We start from the raw sequence: 22,808 nt of genomic DNA, 5'->3' as shown, positions 1-22,808 counted from the left end.
GCTTCGTCGCAAGGGCTGCTCGCAATGACGTATGCTAAACGGGCGAGCCGTTAGCCAGCCGCCGGTAGCGTTCCTTGCCGTTGAGCAGATGTCGGCGCATCGCGTCGCGCGCCTTGCGGGGCGAGCGGGCAGAAATGGCGTCGACGATCGACTGATGTTCGCGCTCGACGCTTTCGAGATAGCGTTTTTGTAATTCGGCGTTGCCTTCAAAAGTCCGGATGCTCTGACGCGGAATGATCAGCCCGCCGAGGAATTCGAGGAATCCGACGAAACGCGAATTCTGCGTTGCGATGGCGATCACAAAGTGAAAATCAAAATCTTCCTTGACCGCGCGGTCGCCATTGCTGATGGCACGGCTGAAGGTGGCCGCGGCTTTGGCGATTGCCTTCAACTGCGCGGCACTGGCCCGCTCGGCGGCAAAGGCCGCGGCCTCGATCTCCACGGCGGTGCGCAGTTCGAGGATCTCGATCACGCTGCCGAGCGAACCCAGCCCGTCGGGGTCGATTGCGTAAGGCTGCTGGTTGGGATCGGCGTGGACGAAGGCGCCGGCGCCCTGCCGTGTCGTCACCAGGCCGCGCGCGCGCAGCGCCGAGATCGCCTCGCGTACCACGGTGCGGCTGACCCCCATCGCCGCCATCATGGCCTGCTCGGTCGGCAGCCGGGCGCCAGCGGGCAATTGTCCCTCGCTGATCTGCGCGGCGATACGCTCGACTACGTCCTCGGTGCGCCGCCGCACCGGATTAATCGGTCGTAGCAGAGCCGGCGTCTCGCCACCGGATTTCTTGGGCGCGGGTTTGAGCTTTTGTTGTATGGTCATCGTACAACTTGGCTACCATTGCCGCGCCGCTCCGGCAAGATAAGCACCCGCGGCTCTTTTCCTCTCGGCCGACGAAAGAAGGAATATCCGCTATGGCCCCGCTTACACGGGGTAGGCATCTTCCAGCCACCAAAGGTGTTCTCCAGATGCGCCGCCAGCGCCAGCGCGACATCCTCGCGCCAAGGCCGCGCCGCGACCTGTACGCCGAGCGGCAGGCCCTCCGGTGAAGTGCCGACGCGGACGGTGACCGACGGCCAGCCGGTCAGATTGTACATCTGGGTAGAGCCGAGCTCTTGCGGATATCGTCCTCGAAGGCGGTACCGTGCTTGATCGCCGGATAGAGCGCGACCGTGAGTGCCTTCTCGATCAGCGGCGAGATTTCATCGGACAAGTAGCGGCAGGGGATGCCGATTTGGCGGCGCATGCAAGACGACAAAACCGGCAGGTTCTGGACGCCGCGGCGGCAGCCGTTGCGCGAAACCTGGTCTGCAAGCTCGCGAATTAGCTCGGCTCGCGGTTCTTGAGGTCGCATTCGACCCAGGCGCCCTTGATCGCAAAGCGTTCGAACGGCGAGTTCGGCGCTGCCATTCGCAGCGGCGCCAGAAATTGAGCATCGGCCGGGCTGCGCAGATGAAAGAATACGTGGTTGGCGGTCATGGTATTGTGGGCCAGCCAGACGATGCCGGAAAAAAGTTCGATCAGGAGCTGGCCGTATTTGCCGAGATCCTCGGTACCGAAATCGTATAGTGGCGAAACCGTCATGAAGCGGGCCCGCAGCAGCGGCCCCTCGAACTTGCTCATCAACAGCTTGTTAACCTGGCAGAAGGCGTGCGGGACAGAGCCTTCATACAGTCCATAGAGGCCGCCCTTGCCGCCTTGCATCTGCGGCTCCAGCGCCGCGAACGTGCCGATCGCATAGGTCGAGAAATCCTCCTCGGCGGCCTCGGCGATCTTGCGCCATTGCGACTTCAGGGAAATCCAGGATTTGTCGGCATCACTGATAGGCAAGAGCCGCATGTCCGGGCATCTCCGATAAGGTCGTCGCGATCGATCCATGATCGTAGCGAAATACCTTCAACATAAAGATAACGCGGGCTCCGGATGCAACCTGATGCCATGCAGACGCATCTCATCGGACATGATGACGAGCCAGAGTATCCTGAGTTGGCGGGAGAAGAAACCTGCCTGTTACGCGCCGGCGGCGTGGAGGCCGGCGGCAGCGATCGCCGTCACGGACGCCAGCCATTGCCAGGTCCGGGCCATCGGTGAACGCGGCTGGGGGCTTTTCGAGCGCATCGGTTTCGTCCGGTTCGCGCAGCGTGTGATGCTGGCCGCAGCCCGAATTGAGCCGCGTCCCAGACATCATGCGCCATGGTGGCACTGTCGAGACCCCGACGAAAATAGCGACAGGAGCACTGCCGCTATGGCTAGCGCAGCACTCATGTTCTCTTTCGTGACCTGATCGTGGTGTAATATTCTCGGCCGCATTCAGGCCGGCGCCGTCATCTGTTCGGGCTGCGGTTCCTGACATACATCCACCCAGGTGGCATTGACCAGCGCCGCCATCCGTTCGGGCGTGATGCGTACCGCGCTATGGATCGACCCCGCCGCCGGCACCACCTCGTCAAAAGCCCGCAGCGAGATGTCGCAAAACACCGGCAGCGGCGTCGCCAGTCCGAACGGGCACACGCCGCCGACCGGATGACCGGTGAGCGACACCACCTCACCGGCGTCCAGCATGCGCGGTTTGGCACCGAACGCGGTCTTGGCCTTCTTGTTGTCGAGCCGGGCGGTGCCCTTGGTCACGACCAGCACGACGCGTTCACCAACCCGCAGCGACAAGGTCTTGGCGATCCGCTCAGGTGCGACGCCAAATGCCTCGGCGGCCAGCGTCACCGTGGCTGAACTCTTGTCGGAAACGATCACGGCGACGTCGGGGGCGTGTTCGGCGAAGAAGGCGCGGACGGAATCGAGACTCATATCGGAAAGCTCCAGAGGCGACGCGGTCGCCGTCTTGCGAAAAATTCACACGTAGCGTGGGAGCGGCGGAACGGATTTTTCGCCGCACGGTTCTGTCCACGAAGACGTTGACCGCTTGCTGTGTATCTTTGGCGCCGGACGCGGATAGCCAACAGAGGTTCGTTTTCGACGACGTGGCCATTCGGGGCACGCGTTGCCGGATAGCCGGCTCGCTTCCGTGGCTGCTATCGTGTGTGTGAACTATATGCCGAGCAGTTTTCGCGCGTTGTTCTTTAGCACCTTCGGCCGGATGTCGTCGCGGATTTCCAGCTTGGCGAAATCGGCCATCCAACGGTCCGGCATGATCACCGGCCAGTCGGAGCCGAACAGCATCTTGTCCTGCAGGATCGAGTTGATGTAGCGCACCAGGATCGGCGGGAAATATTTCGGCGACCAGCCGGACAGGTCGATATAGACATTCGGCTTGTGGGTGGCGACCGACAGCGCTTCTTCCTGCCAGGGAAAGGATGGGTGCGCGAGAATGATCTTCATGTCGGGAAAATCCACCGCGACATCGTCGACATGCATCGGGTTGGAATATTTCAGCCGCATCCCCATGCCGCCGGGCATGCCGGAGCCGACGCCGGTCTGGCCGGTGTGGAACAGGGCGATAGCGCCACCCTCCTGGATCGCCTCATAGAGCGGGTAGGCCATGCGGTCATTGGGATAGAAACCCTGCATGGTCGGGTGGAATTTGAAGCCCTTGATGCCGTAATCGGCGATCAGCCGCCGCGCCTCGCGTACGCCGAGCTTGCCCTTGTGTGGATCGATCGATGCGAACGGGATCAGCACATCGGCATTCTGCCGCGTCAACTCGATCATCTCGTCATTGTTGTAGCGCCGGAAGCCGGTCTCGCGCTCGGCATCGACCGGAAAGATCACCGCGGCGATTTTCTTTGCGCGATAATAGGCCGCTGTCTCCGGAATCGTCGGCGGGTGCTTGTGCGGCGACTTGAAATAGTCGGCCATTCTGGCCTGAAAGTCGTCATAGCCGTCGTCGCCATGGCAGCCGCACGGTTCCTCGGCATGGGTATGGATGTCGATCGCGACCAGCTCATCCGGATCGATCAGTTTCATGCCGTCACTCCCTCGATGTGCATATTCATTCGCACCCGGGTTGCCTTACCAAAAAGGCCGCGCCTTTAACAGTCGCGTCGCACTGGTTGTTTACCCGGCCGGTGTCGTCTGGGTGCGGATGTCCTGCGCGGTGCGCCGCAGCGCGATGAGGAAGCGGTCCCGGGCGGCGGCTTCGTCGATGGTGCCGGAAATCGTATTGATGCTGATGGCGGCGACCACCTTTCCGGCCTGGTCGCGTACCGGGACGGCGATGCCGCAGATGGCGGGATCGAGTTCACCATCTACCCAGGCATAGCCGTCGGCGTCGGCGCGGCGCAATTGTTCGGAAAGCGCGCGGGCATCCACGATCGTGCGCGGCGTGACCTTCCTGAATTCCGTCGTGGCCAGATAATGCGCGCGCTGCCCTGGTGGCAGCGCCGCCAGCAAGACGCGGCCGAGCGACACCAGATGGGCCGGCAGCCGGCTGCCGACGGCGAGATTGGCCGACAGGATCCGCCGCGCCGGCAGCCGCAGCGCATAGACGATCTCGGTCTCGTCCAGCACGGCCAGCGCGCAGGATTCGCCGAACTCGTTGCGCAAATCTTCCAGCGCGCGCTGCGCGTAGCCCCAATAGGGCAGGGCATTCAGATAGGACAGGCCGAGTCCGAGCGCGCGTGGCCGCAGGCTGAAGTAACGACCATCAGCCTCGCAATATTTCAACGCCACCAGCGTAGTCAGCATACGCCGGGCGGTGGCGCGGCTGAGGCCGGCGATACTGGCGACTTCGGACATGGTCTGCCGTCCGGGAGGGCGGCCGAGCGCCTCGACCACGGCGAAGCCGCGTGCGATCGCGCGGACAAAGCCGTCGCTTTCCTTGACCATGGTTACGTCCGGAGTTGTCAGTACAAAAAATTAGGATCAATAATATTGAAAAAACGAACAAAAAGTTCGTCCAGCGAACGATATTGGAGAAAGCGCGATGGTGCAAGCTGAAGCTTTCGAGACTGATTTCTGGAAGCACGCCAATGTGCGAAAGGTCTGGGATGACATCGTGCCCGGCGAGCCGCGCAAGACTCTGCCTTATGTACTGACGCAAGAAGCGATCGAACTATACTGCCGCTCGGTCGGTGAAACCCACCCGCTGTATTTTGACGACGCCTACGCCCGGACCACGCCGTTCGGCGGACGGATCGCGCCGCCATCTATCCATATCCTGCTGATGTTCACCTGCACCCCGGCAGATGACTGGATGCGTACGCCCGGCACCGTCAACGCTGGCCAGTCGTGGAGCTACAACAGGCCGGCGCGTCCCGGCGACACGATCACGCCGCAGGCCCGCGCGCTCGACAAGTTCATCAAGCGTGAGCGGCTCTTTGTGGTCCATGACAACGTGTTCTTCAACCAGCACGGCGACGTCATCTGTTCTGGTCGCGGCCATACCATCCGACCGATGTGAAGGACGAAGAATCAATCATGCCCCCCAACTTCGAAAAACTTGCCATCGGCGACCTTATCGACGGTCCGACATTCGCCGTCTCACGCGAGTCGATCCGGCTGTTTTGTGACGGTTCGCTCGACTACAATCCGCTGCACCTCGACGACGACTACATGAAGAACAGCTTTGGCAAGACCAATTTCGGTGGCATCATCATGCACGGCATGACCAATTTCGGCCTGATCACGCGCATGATCACGGATTGGGCCTATCCCGCTGGGGCCGTGCATCGCCGGCTCGAAACGCGCTGGGTCAAGCCGGTAAAACCCGGTGATACGATTCAGCCGGTTGGTATCATCAAGGCCAAGCAAGGCACAGAGCGTTCGCGCTGGGTATTGATCGATGTCCTGGTGCGGAACCAGAATGATGAAAAGGTTGCAACCGGCGAGGCGATGGTTGAATTTCCATCGCTGGTATAAATAATAGATATAGCGGCAATCTAAGTCGTTCACCGGACAAAAACGTGCGGGGTCGAAATGAAAATGCTCGCGGGGCTCTCGGCGGCGTGCCTGTTACTTGGTGGCGCTGTCGCGTCGGCGCAGGCGCCGAACCTTCCAGTCAGCACCATCAAGATAATAGTGCCGTTTCCGGCCGGCGGCACCACCGACATCCTGGCGCGCTTTATCGCGCAATATCTTGGCGTAAAACTCAGCGTCTCCACGCTTGTCGAGAACAGGCCCGGCGCGTCGGGTAGCATCGGATCCGAGATGGTGGTGAAATTGCCGTCGGATGGCAGCGTGCTGCTGCTGACCGCGACGCATCATGTCATCAATCCCAGCCTGCGCCGTCATTTGCCCTATGACACGCAAAGGGACTTTTCGCCGATTGCCGTGGTCGCCACGGCGCCGAACGCGCTGGTCGTGACGAAGAACTTTCCGGCGGCAAATCTCGCGAAACTGATCGCGATGGCGAAGCAGGCGCCCGGCAAATTGTCGTTCGGCTCGTCCGGCGTCGGCGGCTCCAATCATCTGTCAGGCGAATTGTTCAAGGAAATGGCCGGCATCGAGATCGAACACATTCCCTACAAGGGCGCGGCTCCGGCCATGAACGATCTGGTTGGTGGTCATATCCCGATCATGTTCGATACGCTGCCGACGGTAATCCCCGGTGCCGAAGCCGGCACCATCCGCGTGCTCGCCGTCACCAGCCTGACCCGGGCGGCGTCGCTGCCTGACGTGCCGACGCTGGACGAGTCCGGCGTCCGGGGGTTTGAAGCCATCTCCTGGTTTGGGCTGTATATGCCCAGGGCGGACGGTAATCCCGCCTACACCCGGCTGGTGGCGGCGATGGCCGAGATTTTGGCGGCCCCCGCCACCCGGGAAAAATTCGCAATCCAGGGTGTTGAGCCCGGCCAACTCACCGGGGCCGCCTTCGCCGCCTTTGTCGATTCGGAGATCGGTAAGTGGAGCGGGGTGGTGCGTCGCGCCCATGTCCCGCAGGAATAGGCTGCAAGTCGCCGCCCGGAAGCCGAAATAGCCGCGAATATCGCCGGACCGTGAGCCGAAAGGGGCAGATTAGATTGACATTCCGGGACCCGATGGCCTAGAAACCGGCTGTCCCGGGCGGCTCGTTCGCCAGCGGGGGCAAACCCATTTTTCAGTTTCGGCCTGTCGCACACGGCCTTTCAAGCTATCAGGATTTGACCCATGAAAGTCCGTAACTCGTTGAAGTCGCTGCGCGCCCGTCATCGTGATAACGTTCTGGTCCGTCGCAAAGGCCGGGTTTACGTGATCAACAAGGTGCAGCGTCGCTTCAAGGCTCGTCAGGGCTGATCGGCGGCTAATTCCGGTTTGATGGTCCGCAGGGCCTGATAAAATTCCGAGATCACGGCTGTGTGACGCGTTTGCTGCTTTGCAGCGCGTTTTTTCATGTCTAGACTTGCGGCATGGCTAGATTAACCGTCGCAGGTCTTGGAATTGTGCTCGCTGCGCTGCTTGCCGCAGCGCCGGTCGATGCACAGGTGACCGCCCCTCCGGGCGCCGCGAAGAAACTTCCCGAGGCTCCGGCGAAACTGCCGAAGGTTGGCGCCGACAAGACGCGCGGGCTGGATTTCCTGTTCGGGGCGCTGAAGGCAGCCCCCGACGAGGACAGCGCCAAGCACGTCGAAGCGCGAATCTGGGCGTTGTGGAGCCAGACTTCGAGCGACACTACCGCTCTGCTGATGGTGCGCGCCAAGACGGCGCTGGACGCCAAACAGGTCGATGTCGCGCTGAAACTGCTCACCGCGGTCATCAAGCTTCGTCCGGACTATATCGAAGGCTGGAACCGGCGCGCCACGCTGTATTATCTGCAGAACGATTACACCCGTTCGCTGCAGGACATTGAGCAGGTACTGGTGCGCGAGCCGCGCCATTTCGGCGCACTCGCTGGCCTCGGCATGATCATGCAGGAACTTGGTGACGACAAACGCGCGCTGGATGCCTTTCGCAAGGCGCTCGACATCAATCCGCGGCTCGAAAAAGTGCCTGAACTCGTCAAGACCCTGACCGAAAAGGTCGAAGGCCGCGATATCTGATCTCGAGGAAATGATCGCCGGGTCGAACAGGGTGTAAACTTGGCGCCGCGCGGTGCTCGGCTGATGCATGGCAGCCCCATGCCAGAATTTAATTGTCCCGGCAGCACACTTCCGACACATCGGAACGGCCAAACAGGATATTCCGATCATCCGCCGGAAGGGAAACCCGTTGGCGCCAAAGTCTCTCCCGCTGTTCGCCTTGCTGTGCCTGCTGTTGGCTGCCCCCGCGGCGGCCCAGAATGTTGCCACACCGGCCGCCAGCGCTGTCCAGGGCCTGACGCCCGAACAGGCCAATCGCGCGTTGGAGACCCTGCAGGACGACGGCAAGCGCAACGCGATGATCGACACGCTGCGTGCGATCGCACAGGCGACGCCGGCCCAGCCCGAGACCAAGCCGGTGATCCCGCTGGTGGCCGACAGCCTGGGCGCGCAACTGTTGCTGACTATTTCGCAGCAGGTAGGCGAGACCGCGCGCGAGGTAGCCGACGCCGCGCGCTCCGTCGCCCGTCTGCCGTGGCTGTGGCACTGGCTGCAGCGCGCCGCCAATGATCCGGCCACCTATGAATTATTGTTCGATATCGCCTGGAAACTGGTGCTGGTGTTCGGCGGCGCGCTGGCAGCGGAATGGCTGGTCAGTCGTCTGCTGCGCCGGCCGCTGACGCTGCTGGAGCTCCGGATTCCGTATTCGGCGCGCGCCCCCGCCCGGGTAATCGAACAAATCGATCCACCGTCCTCGACAGCCGACATCACCGAAGTGCCCGACCTGCATCGGCGACACCGCAGCCTGACCCGGGCCTGGCAGTCGCTGGTGCGGTTGCCGTTCGTGCTCGGTCGCCTCGCGCTCGAACTGCTACCGTTGGTGGCGTTCGCCGGCGTGGTGACGATGATCCTCAGCACCGACATCGGCGACGCCGGCGTGACGCGTCTGGCCATTCTCGCGATCGTCAATGGCTACCTGGTCGCGCGTGGCATCATCTGCCTGACCCGCGCCCTGTTCGGTCCGCTCAGCCTGTTCATGGTGCGCGAGGAAACCGCGGCCTATATCGAGATCTGGACCCGTCGCTTGGTCGCGATCGGTGTCTCCGGCATCGCCTTCGCCAATGTCGCGCTGCTTCTCGGCCTGCACCGGCCGGGCTATGCCGCGCTGATTCGGCTGGTCATGCTGGCGGTGCATTTATTCGTCGTCGTGATCATCCTGCAGTGCCGCCGCCCCGTCGCGCAGGCGATCCGCGCGCCGGTCGGCGCCACCAGCCTGATGAGTATCGTCCGCAATCGCTTTGCGGGTCTGTGGCACGTGCTGGCCATCGCCGTGGTGCTGGCGCTGTGGGGCGTCTGGGCGCTCAACATCCAGAATGGCTATTCGCTGTTGCTGCAATATTTCGTCGGTACCTTGGTGGTGGTGCTGGCCACGCGCTTGGCTTCGATGGTCGCGCTCAGCCTGATTGACCGCGGCTTCCGCATCCAGCCGGAAGTGCTGCTGCGTTTTCCCGGACTGGAAGCCCGCGCCAACCGCTATTTGCCGCTGCTGCGCCGGGTGGTGGCCGCGATTATCGCGGTGATCGGGGTCGTAGCCCTGCTGGAAGTGTGGGGCGTCAACGCGCTGGTGTGGTTCTATGGCGGCCAGATCGGTAACCGCGTCGTCTCCGCGGTGGCCACCGTCGGCGTTGCCACGTTGGCCGCGGTGGCAGTCTGGGAAGGCAGCAATGCGCTGATGGATCGGCAGATCGCGGTGCTGACGCGCGACTCGCATTTCGCCCGTGCCGCCCGGCTGCGCACGTTCCAGCCGATGCTGCGTACCACGCTGCTATGCGTAATCGTGGCGGTGGTGGCGCTGACCGCGCTGAGCGAGATCGGCGTCAATGTGGCGCCGCTGCTGGCCGGCGCCGGAATTCTCGGCATCGCCATCGGCTTCGGTTCGCAGAAGCTGGTGCAGGACATCATCACCGGGCTATTCCTGCTGCTCGAAAACACCGTGCAGGTCGGCGACACCGTCACGGTGTCAGGCCTGTCCGGCGTCGTGGAGAATGTCTCGATCCGCACCATCCGGTTGCGCGCCGGCGATGGCGCTGTGCATATCATTCCGTTCAGCGCGGTGACGACGATCACCAATTCGAGCCGCGGCGCCGGCAATGCGTCGGTGAGCGTCAGTGTCGCCTACAAGGAAGACACCGATCGTGCCGGCCAGATCCTCAAGGACATCGTCACGCAGATGCGCGGCGAGACTGCGTTCCGGCCATTGATCCGTAGCGATCTGGAATTGTGGGGCGTCGATAAGGTCGATGGTGCGATGGCATCGATCGTGGGCCAGATCCGTTGCACCGATTCCGGGCGCTGGGCGGTTCAGCGCGAATTCAATCGAAGGCTCAAGCTGCGCTTCCAGGACGAAGGCATCGAGATATATAATGGCCAGCAGACGATCCTGGTTCAGGTGCCGATGCCGGAATTTGGCGATACTGCGGATGATGTTGCCGCCGACGACCATACTGACGCCAAGCCGTCAACGCGCCGCATCGCGGGCAGGGCCTAGCCGATTGGCGGCCGTCAGTCCCGAACGATCAGTTCAGCAACGCGTGGCCCGGCCGTAACGCGCCGAACATCTGCTGGGCATGCAATCGCCGCAGCTCGCTTTCCAACTGCTCATTGACCAGCAGGAGCGCCTTTACGGCACCGCGCAGGTCGCCGTTGCAGGTGGCGATGATTTCATCGATCACGGTTTCGTTGGGCTCGCGGGACATTTTTACTTCTCCGTTTCAGGAGTTTATTCTTGGGCCTCAATTTGGGAACAATGCGGCAGCTGGTACGTGGTTCCTGTGGATAGCGTGGATAGTTCCAGTTTTTGCACCTTCAAGCCATATCGTGGCGAAACGGGAAGTGACGCCCATATGAAGCGGGTAATTGTATTGGGCTCCCCCCGTGAGAAAATCCGTGATCGTGCTGCTGGCTTTGCTCGTGATCCCGCTTGCCGTGTCGGCGGTCAAATACTGGATCGGCGATCGCGGGGAGAACTGGCAGCGCGCCGACCGCTCCAGCGCCGGGCTGTTGCCGCTGCCGGCCGCGCATCCGGAGGCGCTGGTTCGGGTCTTCGCGGCGCGCACCGTGCGCTGGCGCGGCATCTTTGCTGTTCACACCTGGCTGGTGTTCAAGGAACAGGGCGCCGCGCGATACACCAGATATGATTATACCGCATGGGGCGAGCCGATCCGGATCAACGGCTTTGCCGCCGATGGCCGCTGGTTCGGCGAAGCGCCGACCCCGATCGCATCTGCTGATGGGGACAGGGCAGCGGCGATGATTCCTAAAATCCAGGCTGCGATCGCGAGCTATTCCTGGCGCGCCGACGGCGACTACCGGGCCTGGCCCGGGCCGAACTCGAACACCTTCGTCGCCGCCGTGCTGTCGGCGGTGCCGGAGTTGCAGGTGGCATTGCCGCCAAATGCGATCGGCAAGGATTTTCCCTGGACCGGCGACGCGTTTGGCTGGACGCCATCGGGGACCGGCATTCGCGCGACGCTCGGCGGTTACCTGTGACTCACCATTGGCTGGGTCGAAGGGGTTGAGGTCAACGTCCTAGGTGCCGTGCTCGGCGTTGATATCCGCCGTCCGGCGATCAAGCTGCCCGGTATTGGCCGGCTTGGAGTCGGCGCGTGAAGGCTGCCGCTCGAAACCCATCCGGCGCGGCTGCGTAACTGGGCCGTGCATAAATTTACCCGGATAGTGATAATGATCGTGGCAGGCTCGGTCGCCGCGCTGGCGTTCCTGGCGCTGGCGACGCAGGTCGGCGTTTACCTGCTGCAGCGGAAATATCCCGCGCTGGGTCAGTTCGTTGATGTCGCCGGCGCGCGGCTGCATGTTGTCGACATCGGTCCGCGCGACGCCGCCGGCCCGCCGATCGTGCTGGTGCATGGTGCCACTTCCAATCTTGGTACCATGCGGGTTCCGCTCGGCGACATGCTGGCCAGGAACCATCGCGTCATCCTGATCGACCGGCCCGGACATGGCTGGAGCACGCGCGACGATCCGCGGAACTCGTCGCCGGCGACGCAGGCGAGGATGATCGACGAGGCGCTGGGCCATCTCGGCATAAGCGACGCCATCCTGGTGGTGCATTCGCTGGCGGGCGGACTCGGCGCCTTGATGGCGCTGGATTATCCGCAACGAGTGTCGGGGCTGGTGATGCTGGCGGGCGTCTCCTATCCGTGGCCCGGCGGCGTCGGCTTCTACAACGAGGTCGTGACCACGCCGCTGATCGGCCCGTTGCTGGCCTATACGATTACGCTGCCACTTGGCCTGTTCCTCACCGAGCCTGGCACCCGTGCCGTTTTTTTGCCGCAAGAGATGCCGGACGGCTATGTGCGGCAAAGCGCCATTCCGCTGGTGCTGCGGCCCCGTGAATTTCTCGCCAATGCTTGGGATCTGGTGACGCTGAAGGCGGCGATCACCGAGCAGGCGCCGCGCTATCCCGATATCAGGGTGCCGACGCTGGTCGTGACCGGCGATACCGACAGCACGGTGTCGCCCGAGATCCATTCGCGGCGCTTCGCCGCAACCGTCCCGGGCGCGAAACTGTTCGTGCTGCCGAATGTTGGTCACATGGTGCAAAACGCTGCGCCGGATCTTGTTACCCGGGAGATCGAACGCATGATCGCGGCCGCTGACACAAGACCGAAGGCGGCTTCCCGTTAACATCTATTCTCCATCGACCTTTAATCACTCCAGGAGATTTGCATGAGCACGACTTTCGGATCGGCCAAATGGAAGGGCGGCATCAAGGACGGCATCGGGTCGATCTCGACCAAGAGCGGCGCGCTCGCGGACTACCCCTATGGTTTTGCCAGCCGATTCGAAGGCAAGGCCGGCTCCAATCCGGAAGAGCTGATCGGCGCGGCGCATGCCGCCTGCTTTACCATGGCGCTGTCGCTGATTCTCGGCGAAGCCAAGCTCACCGCCGAATCGATGGAAACCAAGGCCGACGTGACGCTGGAAAAGCAAGGTGACGGTTTTGCTATCACCAAGGTGCATCTGACGCTGTCGGCGAAAATCCCCGGCGCCGATCAGGCGACGTTCGATGACCTCACCGCGAAGGCCAAGGCCGGCTGCCCGGTATCGAAGCTGCTGAAGGCCGAGATCACGCTGGACGCGACGCTGCTGGGCTGAGCAAAACGTTTGTTGTTCCGGGGCGCGGACGGCGTCAGCCGGCCGCGAACCTCAGCCACTCCAATTGGAGCGGCGGGGAACCTCGAACTGTTTTTGAACATCTCGGGATTCCGGGTTCGATCGGGCTCGCCTTCGCGCCCGGAATGACAATGCTCACATGCTTCCGTCTTCCTTCGGCCCCACAAAAGCAATGCGCACCATGTTGGTGGCGCCGGGGGTGCCGAGCGGCACGCCGGCGACAATGATGATGCGCTGGCCGGCTCGGGCAAAGCCGTCGCGAAACGCGATGCGGCCGGCACGCTCGACCATGTCGTCGAGGTCCTTCGCATCTTCTGCCACGACACAATGCACGCCCCATACCAGCGACAGTTTGCGGCCCGTCGTCAGGTTAGGCGTGATCGCCACCACCGGCGGCTTCGGCCGCTCGCGCGCGACGCGCAGCGCGGTCGATCCCGAACTGGTCCAGCAGATGATCGCGGACAGTTCCAGCGTCTCGGCGATCTGCCGCGCCGCATCCGCGATGGCGTCGCCGGCGGTCGGCTCGGGATCGGGCCGCTGCGCGGTCAGCACGGTGCGATAGGTCGGGTCGCGCTCCACCTCCTCGCCGATCCGGTTCATGGTCGCCACCGCCTCGACCGGGAATTTGCCGGCGGCCGATTCCGCCGACAGCATGATGGCGTCGGCGCCCTCATAGATCGCGGTGGCGACGTCGGAGACTTCGGCGCGGGTCGGCACCGGACTCTGGATCATCGATTCCAGCATCTGCGTCGCAACCACCACCGGCTTGCCGGCGCGGCGCGCCATCCTGGTCATGCGCTTCTGCAGGCTAGGCACGCGCTCCAGCGGCAGTTCGACGCCGAGATCGCCACGCGCCACCATCAGCGCGTCGGAAGCATCGAGAATGTCGTCGAGCCGATCGATCGCCTGCGGCTTCTCGATCTTCGACATGATGGCGGCGCGGCCGCGCACCAGCCGCCTGGCCTCGTGAACATCCTCGGCGCGCTGCACGAAGGACAGCGCCACCCAGTCGATGCCGGTATCCAGCGCGGCCTCGAGATCGAGCCGGTCCTTCGGCGTCATCGCTGACACCGGCAGGTCGGTATCCGGCAGGCTGACGCCCTTGCGGTCAGAAATCCGCCCGCCGACCACCACCCGGGTCACGGCGCGGTCGGACGTGGCCTCCTCGACGATCAGTCGCAGCTTGCCGTCATCGATCAGCAGCGCGTGGCCGGAGCGGAGCGCCATCAGGATCTCCGGATGCGGCAGCTGCACGCGGGTGCTGTCGCCGGGCGCGGGATTGTTGTCGAGAATGAAGGTCTCGCCGTTCTGCAATTGTACGCCGCCTTCGGCAAAGGCGCCGACCCGCAGCTTCGGGCCTTGCAGATCGACCAGGATGCCGATCGGCCGGCCATAGCTGCTCTCGACGTTGCGTATGGTCTTCACCAGCTCGCGCATCTTGTCGTGCGAGGTGTGGCTCATATTGATGCGGAACACGTCGGCGCCGGCCTCGAACAGCTTCCGGATCATCGCGCTGTCGGACGAGGCCGGACCGAGCGTGGCAAGGATCTTGATGCGGCGCTGCCGTCTCATGGCTTGCCCGGCGTCGTGGCGGGCGGCAAGGCCGACCCCGGTGGCGGACCGTTCGGCACATTGGGAATGGCGGGAAAGCCCTGGCCTGGCGGGCCGACAGGACCGGGCAAGCCGGGCAGGCGAGGCGGCTGCTCGTTGGTCTCGGTGAGCTGCACTGTCCAGGCGCGCTGTTCGCCGGTATCGACCTCGAAGAAGCCGGTGCGGTCGAAGCCGCGCGCCAGGCAATTCTCGGTTCCCTTGATGGTGAATTCCTTGTCCCGCGAGCACATGAAGGCCTGGCCGGACCATTCGCCGCCGCGGTCATAATCCAGCGCGTAGATATAATAGAACCGCGCCACCAGGGTGCCGCGCAGCAGCGTCTCGCAGGCGCGCGACGATACGTTCCACCAGCCCTCGGTAGTCCAGCCCTCGGCATCCTTGTAGCCCAGCGCAATGCCAACCCGGCTCGAGGTGTTGTTGCACAGCCGGAAGTCGGCCGCGGCCGGCGCCGCCCACAGACACGTCAGGGCCAGCACCAGCGCCGGCAACAGAATGGCCAGGGTAGCGCGTTGAAACCGGCGGCGGCGGCCATAGATCGTGATCATTCGGCGAAGCTATCTCAATTCACGAATGATTTCGCGTGGCCCGTCGGAGCTGTCAACCGTCGCGAAGTCACGTTTCACGGGCGCGGCGCTGTCGCGCCCGCGGTTTGGCAAAATTGGTCACAGCGCCCATGTTAGACGGATCGTGGCGCAACAGCGAGACCGAGCATGGCGATCGACGACAAGACCCGCACTGAACTGGAAGCCGCGGTGTTCCGCCGTCTGGTTGAACATCTGCAAAAGCGCACCGACGTGCAGAACATCGATCTGATGAATCTGGCCGGGTTCTGCCGCAATTGCCTGTCGAACTGGCTGAAGGACGCCGCCGATGCCCAGGGTGTCGAGCTGAGCAAGGACGCCAGCCGCGAAGCGATCTATGGCATGCCCTATGAAGACTGGAAAACCCTGCATCAGGCACCGGCCAGCGCGGCGCAGCTCGATGCCATGAAGAAGACGCAGATCGGGCATTGAGGGCGGCGACGCCGGCTTGCATCGGTCAAGCGGCATCGCGATTCAGGTGGCATTAACCGCGTATTATTCCGGGGGTGCTGTGGATGTCGGTGAAGGCGCCTTGACGTGAGTCGCCTCACTCAAGAGTGTCGTTTCGAAAGACCGACCCCGCTCGCGGGTCTGTCCCCGCCTTTCCGCATCATTTTATCAGGAGTTTCCGATGGCCACCTCAGCAGCGTCCGTGCTGGACGACCAGGCGACCCATTCTTTCGCCAAAGACCAGCTCAAGGCCATCGTCGAGCGTATCGAGCGTCTGGAAGAAGAAAAGAAGACGATCTCCGACGACATCAAGGATGTCTATGGCGAAGCCAAGGGCAATGGCTACGACGTCAAGGCCCTGCGCACCATCATCCGCATACGCAAGCAGGACGCCAACGAGCGCGCCGAGCAGGAAACCATCCTGGATACCTATCTGCAGGCCCTCGGCATGCTGTAAGGCGGCGTAAAGCCGCGACCTTAGCAAGGGTGCGCTGTTTCTTCCCTCTCCCCCCGCGCAAAGCGAAGCTTCGCTGGCCGGGAGAGGGTAGACGCGCGTCAGCGCGGCCGGGTGAGGGATACCGCAAGCTCCCGGACTTACGACTACCCCTCATCCGTCACGGATTTCGCCCGTGCCACCTTCTCCCACGAGGGGAGAAGGAAGAAAGTCGAACCAACTCAAATTTAAAATGCAATCGCGCGCGTTTAGCGCAGCGCGGCCGTGCGCACGAACAGCGTGGTCGTCAGCGTGCCGGTGGCCGATCCGGTGAACTGGTCGCTGACCAGACCGAGCTGCGGGTCGTCGGAGAAGCTCATCGACACCACCGTCTGTGGCTTGACGAAGTGGTCACGCATCACGGTGAGATCGCTGTCGCCTAGCACGGTCGATGACATCGAGGTGCTTGCGCTCGGCGCAATGATCATGGCGCGCATCCAGACATTGTTGTCCGGCATCGGCGCGGCGGCGAGCCGTGTCGAGATGGTGATGGCGCGGCCCGGCGTATTCTTGCCGACCACGGTGGTGATGTTGTTGACGGCCATCGGGTTGCGGGCCACCGCCATCGGCCGGATGCCGCGCGGGATCGATGCGCTGGCGGTGACAACGGCCGTGCGCTCGGTCGCGGAGGCCGGCGGCGCATAGGCCATCGCCTCGCTGAACAGGCTGGACTGTGGGTCGGTGGCGTTGGCCAGCGCCTGGCGGGCGCTGATCGCCGCCACCAGCTGCGGCGCCGCCTGTTTTGGCGTGGCCGGGGTGTCACCCCAGAAACCGCGCGCGTTGATGATGTCGGCCGGGGTCTGCGGCTTCGCCGCGTTGTCGTCGCCGATCGCCGCGGGCGGCCGGGGTAGCGGATTGCCATCCGACGCCATCCGCGGGAGCGGCGCCCGGTCAGCCGAAACCAGATCAGCCGAAGCCAGCTGGAAATTGGCCGTCGGCCGCGCCGGAGTGGCCGGCTTGGCGCGCGGCATTGGCACCGGATCGGCGGATTTAGCAGGCATCGCCGCCGCCATCAGGCCAACCGCGGAAGCTTTGGCGGGAGTGGCCGCCGCGGCGGCGCCTTCCTCTTCATCATCACGTGGTGAGCCGCGGAACAGCGAGGTGAACAGGCCGGGCTTGCTCTTTGCCAGTGTGGCGCTATCGCCATCGCCGCGCTTTTCGATGTCAGCCATCGCCAGTTGATAGCCGGGCAGTGGGTTGCCGTCGGATGGCACATGTACAGTGCGGCCATTCGGGAACACGCGCGCCAGCTGGTCATGGTTCATGCGCGGCCAGTGCCGGATGCTGCCGGTGTCGAGATGAACGAAAGGCGAGCCCGAGGTCGGATAGAAGCCGACGCCGCCGCGCTGCAGACGAAGCCCGGCGAAGCGGATCTGCTCGAGCGGCACGTTGGGGATGAAGAAGTCCATCGCATGGCCAAGCATGTGCTGGCTGGAGCGCGCCACACCGGAGGAGCGGCGGCGCAGCATGGCATTGGTAGCAGGCGAGCGGTAGGCGGAGATGATCTGGATCGGCGCCTTGGCGTCGACGTCGCGGTAGACTTCCCACAGGATGTCGAACAACCGACGGTCCATGGTGGTCTGGTCCTGGCTGCGCCAGTCGCGGAGAAAATAGTTGATCTTCTTCATGCCTTCGTCGTCGTAGCGGCCGCTGCGCTTGAAGGTGACGGTGAGGTCTTCGCCGGAATGGGTATGGTGGAAGGACAGGGTGCGTGTCTCGTCCTGCGCGGTCGCGTTGTGCACCGTGCCGGCGCCAGCCATCAGCATCAAGGATGCCGCCCCGGCCTGAAGGCCGGCACGCGAAGGCAACGATTTGAAACGGCGTGCGAAACCAGCCAGCACGTATGAACCCACCCAAGTCAGTAACCGAACCCTCGCGACCCCATGCGGCGAGAGACGGTGAACAGGTCTTAGATCACGAGGGTTAATCGAGCATGACCCCGTGTCACCTTCCGGTTGTTCAGGCCGGTCATTTAAATTTAACCCGCTGACTATGGCAGAAACTAGCCCGGTGATGAAACGCAGGTGGAGAATGGTTAATTTGGCTTAACCGCAAGCTCGCGAAAAAGGGCTCCACCCGAGGATGAAGCCCTTGAAATATATAGGGTATCAGCGCGTCGCTTCCTGCGAACTTGTCCCAAAAGCGGTGCGGTACGCCTCCTTCAGGAAGGCGCCACGCACCGCCGAGCCGGCACCGTGACGAATACCGGAACCTGATAAGGCCGCGGACGATTTATCGCGTTACCGTGCGGCGCGGCTTCTGGCCGATCGGCGCGGGCGGAGGGGTTGGTCCGCCGAACAGGCGTTCGAAGAAGTTCGGTCCGCTGCTCGCACTGGCGCCTGGACCGTTATCGTTAAAGGCTACGCCCTGCGGAATGTCGGCGCGGGGGCGAGAATAGCTGGGCTGCGCCTTCGCCACCACGCTTTCGAGATCCTTGCCCCGGGCATTACGCAGGATCGACAGCATCTGCGCGTCGCGACCATAGACGTCGGGGCGGGTCTGCAGCTTTCCGGCATCATCCACGAACGCGGTCTGGTAGGTGATGTTGACCGGAATCGGCGTCGGGAATTTGAGGTCGATCTCGCTACGGCCGTACATGCCGCGGATCTTCTCCGGCGTGTAGCGCTCGCCCGGCATGGTGATGTTGAGCAGCACCGCGGCGTACTGATCCGGGTTCTGCACGCGCATGCAGCCATGGCTGAAGGCGCGAACATCGCGCGAGAACAGGTTCTTGTCCGGGGTATCGTGCTGGTAGACCAGGAACTTGTTCGGGAAGTTGAAGCGGATGCGACCGAGCGCGTTGGCTTCGCCGGGCGGCTGCGCGATGTGGATGCTGCCATCGGAGTTGCGCGTCAGTTTCAAGCCCATGCGGTCGAGCACGGTCGGGTCCTGCGCCAGCGCGGGCAGGTATTCCTTATAGATGATCGAGGGTGGCACGTTCCAGGTCGGGTTGACGGTGATGTACTTCATCGTCTCGACCATCAGCGGCGTGGCGTGCGAATCCGGCTTGCCGACCACCACGCGGGCGGTCCAGACCTGCGCGTCGTTCTGCATCACCTTGAGCGAGAAGTCGGGGATGTTCAGGATCACATAGGCGTTGCCGATCGCGGACGCGCCGAGCTGGCGTGGCATCCATCGCCAGCGCTCCATGTTGACCATCACGGTGTCGATCTGGCGGTCGCGCTTCGGCGAATTCATCGCCCGCACGGTGGCATCATCGAGCACGCCACTGGTCTTCAGATCGTTGCTGGCCTGGAATTTGCGGACGGCGTCGGCGACCGCGGAATCATATTTGGTGTCGCCGGGATTTTCGACGTTGAGCCGCGCCCGCAGCAGCGGCACACGGGGATCTTCCATCACGGCCGCGGTCTGTTTCTTGGTTGGCTTGACGAATTTGAGCGCCGGGCCATCAGCAATCGGCTGCACCGGAAGACCGGTCTCGCCACGCAGCTCGGCGAGTTTCTTCTTGAGTTCCTGATAAAGCTTCTGCGGCGGATTGTAGCTGTCGAGCGCGATCGAGGCGTTGCGCGCGGTGGAGATGTTCACCAGCACTTCATTGGGATCGGTCGGGTGTTCCGGGAAGGAAACGTCACCGGAAATCTGTGACCAGTGCATGCGGCCGCTCTGCGCCTGGCGGGCATAGTCCAGCATGCTCGCGGTCAGCTTCACTTCGGCCTCGGCCAGCGCGTCCGGCGAGGTCGCTGCGGCGAAATCCGGCACCGGATAGTCGGCGGCGTTGAGGCCGTCGGTGGCGGCGTCCTTGAGGCGGGCGATGACGCCGTTGGCGGCGGTGGTCAGCGTACCGCCCTGGGTCCACAACGGCGCGTAGTCGCGCGCGGAGTAGAACTTGTCGACGGCGGCGCGTTCGCCGCGGCGGTCAAAATATTTCGAGGACTTGGCGCCGATCATGTCGCGCAATTTGTCCGCTACCGGCTGGTCCGCTGCGGCGACCGACGTCGCGGGCTTGGCGATTTCCTTCGTCAGTTCCTTGGTCGGTTCTTTGGCGGGCTCGATGCCGGGCACCGTCACAGGAGCGGTCGCGGCATCGTCCTTCTTGACGGGCGCGTCGGCGGCCGGGATCACGACGGGCCTTTCGGTCGCGGCCTTTTCCGTGGCCTTGATATCGTCGGAAACCGACGCTGTGGTCTCGGTCTTGAAGTCGCCCGCGGTCGGCGGCGGCACATTGGCGGGTTCGGGCCGCGGTACCGCGGCGTCGATCGCCAGCTCGGAGACGCTGTCGCGTGGCGAAGTGGTCTGGGCAGCGAATGCGGCGCCGGCCGACACCGTCAGGAATGTCGCGGCGACGGCCATCAGAACGCGGTCAAATCCAGATCGGCCCTTCGAATAGTCACGCATTCTCGCACCCCTTGGGTGAGCTGCCCCGCCATGGAACAGTTCGGTTACATTGCAGCGTCGGCTGGAATGGCTGCGTTGATGATCAGCACGCCACGATCTCACGCAGACGATACACATGGCTGGCTAACGCGCCTAGCGTGCCGCCCCGCTCGTCACGACAAACTGACTGTAACACACAGCATTTGCAACGATTTGCGTGGTTTCAGTGAGCTTTTCGGTAAGTGTGTCACCGGGCCGCAACGATTCAAGGTTCTGCCGTATTTGGACCATCGTTCGATCATGGACGTTACCGCGATCAGCCGGGCTGTTCGGCGTGCGCGTCCCGCGAATCCTTGTCGGCGGTGTCGTCGAGTTTGCGGTACAGTGTCGACCGCCCGATCTTGAGCCGCCGCGCAACTTCTGACATCTGTCCGCGATAATGGGCAATCGCGAAGCGAATGACCTCGCTTTCGAGGTCTTCCAGTGGCCGGACCTCGCCGTCGGGCGACAGCAAAGCGAGGTGTTCCGCCGGAATGAAGGCGAGTGCCGGGACGTCGATTCCCGGGGCAATCGTCGGGGCTGTTGCGTGGTAGGCCGGCTCCATCACCAGCGGTTCGCCATCGGGGTCGGTAAACGCGGGCGCTTGCGCGGTGACCTGCGGGAAATCGATCAGGCCGAGCTGGTCGCTCTCGCTCATCACCACCGCGCGATAGACCGCGTTCTCTAGTTGCCGGATATTGCCCGGCCAATTGAGGTGCCCCAGCATGGTCATCGCTTCGCCGGAGATGCCGGTGATCACGCGGTTTTCCTCGGCGCAGAACCGCGCCAGGAAATGCCGCAGCAGATGCGGGATGTCCTCGCGCCGCGTCCGCAGCGGCGGAATCGTCAGTGGCAGCACATGCAGGCGGTAGAACAGATCCTCGCGGAACTGGCCTTGCTTGACGCGATCGAGCAGCTTGCGATTGGTCGCCGAAACGATGCGCACATCGACCTTGACCGGGCGGCGCCCGCCAACCGCCTCGACCGAGCCCTCCTGCAGCGCGCGCAACAGCTTGACCTGCGCCGCCAGCGGCAATTCGCTGACCTCGTCGAGAAACAGCGTGCCGCCCGAGGCTTCGACGAATTTACCGAGATGCCGTTCGGTGGCACCGGTAAATGAGCCCTTCTCGTGACCGAACAGGATCGATTCCACGAGATTGTCGGGAATGGCACCGCAATTGACGGCGACGAAGGGCTTGCTGCGGCGCTCGCCGGAGCCGTGGATGGCGCGCGCGATCAATTCCTTGCCGACACCGGACTCGCCTTCAATCAGCACCGGGATGGTGGAAGTGGCCGCCTTGCGCGCAATGCGCAGCACGGCGTCCATCGCGGCGCTGCGGGTGATGATGTCGGCGAAAGTCAGCTTGCCTTCGCGGCTGTGCCGGATGCGCTGCAACTCGCCTTTCAGCGCACTGGCGTTCAGCGCGTTGCGCAGACTGACCTGCAGGCGCTCGACGCCGACCGGCTTGACGACGAAATCATGGGCGCCGGCGCGCATTGCCGACACCACATTGTCGATACCGCCATGGGCGGTCTGCACGATCACCGGAACGGCAAGGCCGGCGTCGCGCATCCGGGTCAGCACGCCCATACCATCGAGGCCGGGCATGACCAGATCGAGCACGACGGCGTCGATCGCCGGCGCTTCGAGGTCCATCAGCCGCGCCAGCGCGGCGTCGCCGGACTCCACCACCACGGCTTCGTAGCCGCAACGCGACACCATGTTCTCGACCAGACGGCGCTGCACCGCATCGTCATCCGCGACGAGGATTCGTTCGACCATAGGATACTCCAACGCGGGATTGTCCCGATTTGGGCCACCATGGCGACCAAAGCATTAATGCTTTCATAACACCGCGGCGAGCTGAGCCTTGGCGTAGGGAAGTACCTCAACGGCGCCGCGATAGATCATGTCACCAGCCACGTAGAGGATGATGGCGAGTCCGACATAGGCGATCCAGCGGTAGTTCTGTAGCAGCCGCGCCATGAAGCTGGCGGCGAGACCCATCAGCGCGATCGACAGCACCAGGCCGAAGATCAGCACATAAGGATGGTCGCGCGCGGCGCCGGCAACAGCCAGAACGTTGTCGAGCGACATCGAGATATCGGCGATGAGGATCTGCAGCGCGGCCTGGCGGAAGGTCTTGCGCGGCGCTTCGCCGTTCGTGTCGGTTCCGGACAAGGCATCATTGGCTTCGTCCTCTTGCCTGTGGGACGTCCGCAGT

23 protein-coding genes and 2 pseudogenes are annotated in these 22,808 nt (G+C 63.3%); 11 read left to right on the top strand and 14 right to left on the bottom strand.

All coding sequences use genetic code 11. The features are described from left to right. Window positions 1-34: 34 nt before the first annotated feature. From Q0S16_RS05970 to Q0S16_RS05940, 7 genes are all read right to left on the bottom strand, one after another. Window positions 35-817 (bottom strand): FadR/GntR family transcriptional regulator, encoded by a 783-nt coding sequence (locus tag Q0S16_RS05970; protein ID WP_295846055.1) that lies wholly within the window; start codon window positions 815-817, stop codon window positions 35-37. Continuing rightward, window positions 814-1,092, bottom strand: a complete 279-nt coding sequence (locus Q0S16_RS05965) for an amidase family protein (RefSeq protein WP_295846054.1) — start codon at window positions 1,090-1,092, stop codon at window positions 814-816. Before Q0S16_RS05965 ends, Q0S16_RS05970 begins: the two co-directional genes overlap by 4 nt. Further along, window positions 1,080-1,208: a hypothetical protein gene (locus tag Q0S16_RS05960; protein ID WP_295846053.1), complete on the bottom strand. Its 129-nt coding sequence runs from the start codon at window positions 1,206-1,208 to the stop codon at window positions 1,080-1,082. The genes Q0S16_RS05965 and Q0S16_RS05960 overlap by 13 nt, the downstream gene beginning before the upstream one ends. 110 nt (window positions 1,209-1,318) lie before the next feature. After that, entirely contained in the window at window positions 1,319-1,834 is a 516-nt protein-coding gene (locus Q0S16_RS05955) for a hypothetical protein (protein WP_295846051.1), read from the bottom strand. Between the two features lie 471 nt (window positions 1,835-2,305). Beyond that, on the bottom strand, window positions 2,306-2,797 hold the full coding sequence (locus Q0S16_RS05950; protein ID WP_295846049.1) for a YbaK/EbsC family protein: 492 nt from the start codon (window positions 2,795-2,797) through the stop codon (window positions 2,306-2,308). A 240-nt stretch (window positions 2,798-3,037) separates the two neighbouring features. After that, entirely contained in the window at window positions 3,038-3,913 is an 876-nt protein-coding gene (locus Q0S16_RS05945; RefSeq protein ID WP_295846047.1) for an amidohydrolase family protein, read from the bottom strand. 90 nt (window positions 3,914-4,003) lie between these two features. Beyond that, a complete protein-coding gene (locus Q0S16_RS05940; RefSeq protein ID WP_295846045.1) occupies window positions 4,004-4,774 on the bottom strand; it encodes an IclR family transcriptional regulator C-terminal domain-containing protein in 771 nt (256 codons plus the stop codon). A 97-nt stretch (window positions 4,775-4,871) separates the two neighbouring features. Between Q0S16_RS05940 and Q0S16_RS05935 the strand changes: the two genes are divergently transcribed. The 6 genes from Q0S16_RS05935 (at window position 4,872) to Q0S16_RS05910 (ending at window position 10,429) form a co-directional block, all read left to right on the top strand. Further along, window positions 4,872-5,348, top strand: a complete 477-nt coding sequence (locus Q0S16_RS05935; protein WP_295846043.1) for a MaoC family dehydratase — start codon at window positions 4,872-4,874, stop codon at window positions 5,346-5,348. 17 nt (window positions 5,349-5,365) lie between these two features. Beyond that, on the top strand, window positions 5,366-5,806 hold the full coding sequence (locus tag Q0S16_RS05930) for a MaoC family dehydratase (RefSeq protein ID WP_295846042.1): 441 nt from the start codon (window positions 5,366-5,368) through the stop codon (window positions 5,804-5,806). Window positions 5,807-5,863: 57 nt separating this feature from the next. Next, on the top strand, window positions 5,864-6,832 hold the full coding sequence (locus Q0S16_RS05925) for a tripartite tricarboxylate transporter substrate binding protein (RefSeq protein WP_295846041.1): 969 nt from the start codon (window positions 5,864-5,866) through the stop codon (window positions 6,830-6,832). A gap of 201 nt (window positions 6,833-7,033) precedes the next feature. Next, the gene (gene ykgO, locus Q0S16_RS05920) at window positions 7,034-7,159 is read left to right on the top strand and encodes a type B 50S ribosomal protein L36 (RefSeq protein ID WP_143575353.1); all 126 of its coding nucleotides are present in this window, start codon (window positions 7,034-7,036) and stop codon (window positions 7,157-7,159) included. A 113-nt stretch (window positions 7,160-7,272) separates the two neighbouring features. Then, window positions 7,273-7,902, top strand: a complete 630-nt coding sequence (locus Q0S16_RS05915) for a tetratricopeptide repeat protein (protein ID WP_295846040.1) — start codon at window positions 7,273-7,275, stop codon at window positions 7,900-7,902. Window positions 7,903-8,116: 214 nt separating this feature from the next. Next, window positions 8,117-10,429, top strand: coding sequence for a mechanosensitive ion channel domain-containing protein (locus tag Q0S16_RS05910; RefSeq protein WP_295846078.1), 2,313 nt, complete (start codon window positions 8,117-8,119; stop codon window positions 10,427-10,429). A 28-nt stretch (window positions 10,430-10,457) separates the two neighbouring features. Here the strand turns inward: Q0S16_RS05910 and Q0S16_RS05905 are convergent, their stop codons facing one another. After that, a complete protein-coding gene (locus Q0S16_RS05905; RefSeq protein WP_295846039.1) occupies window positions 10,458-10,637 on the bottom strand; it encodes a hypothetical protein in 180 nt (59 codons plus the stop codon). Between the two features lie 190 nt (window positions 10,638-10,827). Between Q0S16_RS05905 and Q0S16_RS05900 the strand changes: the two are divergent. The 3 genes and pseudogenes from Q0S16_RS05900 to Q0S16_RS05890 all read left to right on the top strand — a co-directional run bounded on the left by Q0S16_RS05900 (window position 10,828) and on the right by Q0S16_RS05890 (window position 13,056). Further along, window positions 10,828-11,550: pseudogene (locus Q0S16_RS05900) on the top strand (DUF3750 domain-containing protein). A 72-nt stretch (window positions 11,551-11,622) separates the two neighbouring features. Continuing rightward, window positions 11,623-12,585: an alpha/beta hydrolase gene (locus Q0S16_RS05895; RefSeq protein ID WP_295846038.1), complete on the top strand. Its 963-nt coding sequence runs from the start codon at window positions 11,623-11,625 to the stop codon at window positions 12,583-12,585. A gap of 42 nt (window positions 12,586-12,627) precedes the next feature. Then, a complete protein-coding gene (locus Q0S16_RS05890; RefSeq protein WP_295846037.1) occupies window positions 12,628-13,056 on the top strand; it encodes an OsmC family protein in 429 nt (142 codons plus the stop codon). A 153-nt stretch (window positions 13,057-13,209) separates the two neighbouring features. On the opposite strand, the gene pyk is transcribed toward Q0S16_RS05890, so the two are convergent. Both pyk and Q0S16_RS05880 read right to left on the bottom strand, forming a co-directional pair. Continuing rightward, on the bottom strand, window positions 13,210-14,646 hold the full coding sequence (gene pyk, locus Q0S16_RS05885) for a pyruvate kinase (protein ID WP_295846036.1): 1,437 nt from the start codon (window positions 14,644-14,646) through the stop codon (window positions 13,210-13,212). After that, window positions 14,643-15,230: a DUF1036 domain-containing protein gene (locus Q0S16_RS05880; protein ID WP_295846035.1), complete on the bottom strand. Its 588-nt coding sequence runs from the start codon at window positions 15,228-15,230 to the stop codon at window positions 14,643-14,645. The genes pyk and Q0S16_RS05880 overlap by 4 nt, the downstream gene beginning before the upstream one ends. Before the next feature lie 165 nt (window positions 15,231-15,395). Here Q0S16_RS05880 and Q0S16_RS05875 point away from each other — a divergent pair, with 165 nt between their 5' ends. Both Q0S16_RS05875 and Q0S16_RS05870 read left to right on the top strand, forming a co-directional pair. Then, a complete protein-coding gene (locus tag Q0S16_RS05875) occupies window positions 15,396-15,698 on the top strand; it encodes a DUF1244 domain-containing protein (protein ID WP_295846033.1) in 303 nt (100 codons plus the stop codon). Window positions 15,699-15,897: 199 nt separating this feature from the next. Continuing rightward, complete coding sequence (locus Q0S16_RS05870; RefSeq protein WP_295846032.1) at window positions 15,898-16,173, top strand: DUF2312 domain-containing protein; 276 nt, start codon at window positions 15,898-15,900, stop codon at window positions 16,171-16,173. Between the two features lie 245 nt (window positions 16,174-16,418). On the opposite strand, the gene Q0S16_RS05865 is transcribed toward Q0S16_RS05870, so the two are convergent. From Q0S16_RS05865 to Q0S16_RS05850, 4 genes and pseudogenes are all read right to left on the bottom strand, one after another. Beyond that, window positions 16,419-18,062, bottom strand: coding sequence for a DUF882 domain-containing protein (locus tag Q0S16_RS05865; RefSeq protein WP_295846031.1), 1,644 nt, complete (start codon window positions 18,060-18,062; stop codon window positions 16,419-16,421). Between the two features lie 379 nt (window positions 18,063-18,441). Continuing rightward, entirely contained in the window at window positions 18,442-20,565 is a 2,124-nt protein-coding gene (locus Q0S16_RS05860) for a L,D-transpeptidase family protein (protein ID WP_295846030.1), read from the bottom strand. A gap of 295 nt (window positions 20,566-20,860) precedes the next feature. Then, window positions 20,861-22,366: a sigma-54 dependent transcriptional regulator gene (locus Q0S16_RS05855; protein WP_295846029.1), complete on the bottom strand. Its 1,506-nt coding sequence runs from the start codon at window positions 22,364-22,366 to the stop codon at window positions 20,861-20,863. Window positions 22,367-22,429: 63 nt separating this feature from the next. Continuing rightward, window positions 22,430-22,808, bottom strand: a pseudogene (locus Q0S16_RS05850) (TerC family protein); the annotation flags it as partial.

This window comes from Tardiphaga sp. (genome assembly GCF_025356345.1).
Taxonomy (GTDB): domain Bacteria; phylum Pseudomonadota; class Alphaproteobacteria; order Rhizobiales; family Xanthobacteraceae; genus Tardiphaga.
The sequence above is the reverse complement of the archived record's forward strand: the minus strand, read 5'-3'. Positions and strand labels throughout refer to the sequence as shown.

What these genes read in the sequence shown, in the direction of transcription:
- Q0S16_RS05970 (WP_295846055.1), bottom strand. Translation starts at nt 817, where the DNA reads ATGACCATACAACAAAAGCTCAAACCCGCGCCCAAGAAATCCGGTGGC.
- Q0S16_RS05965 (WP_295846054.1), bottom strand. Translation starts at nt 1,092, where the DNA reads ATGTACAATCTGACCGGCTGGCCGTCGGTCACCGTCCGCGTCGGCACT.
- Q0S16_RS05955 (WP_295846051.1), bottom strand. Translation starts at nt 1,834, where the DNA reads ATGCGGCTCTTGCCTATCAGTGATGCCGACAAATCCTGGATTTCCCTG.
- Q0S16_RS05950 (WP_295846049.1), bottom strand. Translation starts at nt 2,797, where the DNA reads ATGAGTCTCGATTCCGTCCGCGCCTTCTTCGCCGAACACGCCCCCGAC.
- Q0S16_RS05945 (WP_295846047.1), bottom strand. Translation starts at nt 3,913, where the DNA reads ATGAAACTGATCGATCCGGATGAGCTGGTCGCGATCGACATCCATACC.
- Q0S16_RS05940 (WP_295846045.1), bottom strand. Translation starts at nt 4,774, where the DNA reads ATGGTCAAGGAAAGCGACGGCTTTGTCCGCGCGATCGCACGCGGCTTC.
- Q0S16_RS05935 (WP_295846043.1), top strand. Translation starts at nt 4,872, where the DNA reads ATGGTGCAAGCTGAAGCTTTCGAGACTGATTTCTGGAAGCACGCCAAT.
- Q0S16_RS05930 (WP_295846042.1), top strand. Translation starts at nt 5,366, where the DNA reads ATGCCCCCCAACTTCGAAAAACTTGCCATCGGCGACCTTATCGACGGT.
- Q0S16_RS05925 (WP_295846041.1), top strand. Translation starts at nt 5,864, where the DNA reads ATGAAAATGCTCGCGGGGCTCTCGGCGGCGTGCCTGTTACTTGGTGGC.
- ykgO (WP_143575353.1), top strand. Translation starts at nt 7,034, where the DNA reads ATGAAAGTCCGTAACTCGTTGAAGTCGCTGCGCGCCCGTCATCGTGAT.
- Q0S16_RS05915 (WP_295846040.1), top strand. Translation starts at nt 7,273, where the DNA reads ATGGCTAGATTAACCGTCGCAGGTCTTGGAATTGTGCTCGCTGCGCTG.
- Q0S16_RS05905 (WP_295846039.1), bottom strand. Translation starts at nt 10,637, where the DNA reads ATGTCCCGCGAGCCCAACGAAACCGTGATCGATGAAATCATCGCCACC.
- Q0S16_RS05895 (WP_295846038.1), top strand. Translation starts at nt 11,623, where the DNA reads ATGATCGTGGCAGGCTCGGTCGCCGCGCTGGCGTTCCTGGCGCTGGCG.
- Q0S16_RS05890 (WP_295846037.1), top strand. Translation starts at nt 12,628, where the DNA reads ATGAGCACGACTTTCGGATCGGCCAAATGGAAGGGCGGCATCAAGGAC.
- pyk (WP_295846036.1), bottom strand. Translation starts at nt 14,646, where the DNA reads ATGAGACGGCAGCGCCGCATCAAGATCCTTGCCACGCTCGGTCCGGCC.
- Q0S16_RS05880 (WP_295846035.1), bottom strand. Translation starts at nt 15,230, where the DNA reads ATGATCACGATCTATGGCCGCCGCCGCCGGTTTCAACGCGCTACCCTG.
- Q0S16_RS05875 (WP_295846033.1), top strand. Translation starts at nt 15,396, where the DNA reads ATGGCGATCGACGACAAGACCCGCACTGAACTGGAAGCCGCGGTGTTC.
- Q0S16_RS05870 (WP_295846032.1), top strand. Translation starts at nt 15,898, where the DNA reads ATGGCCACCTCAGCAGCGTCCGTGCTGGACGACCAGGCGACCCATTCT.
- Q0S16_RS05860 (WP_295846030.1), bottom strand. Translation starts at nt 20,565, where the DNA reads ATGCGTGACTATTCGAAGGGCCGATCTGGATTTGACCGCGTTCTGATG.
- Q0S16_RS05855 (WP_295846029.1), bottom strand. Translation starts at nt 22,366, where the DNA reads ATGGTCGAACGAATCCTCGTCGCGGATGACGATGCGGTGCAGCGCCGT.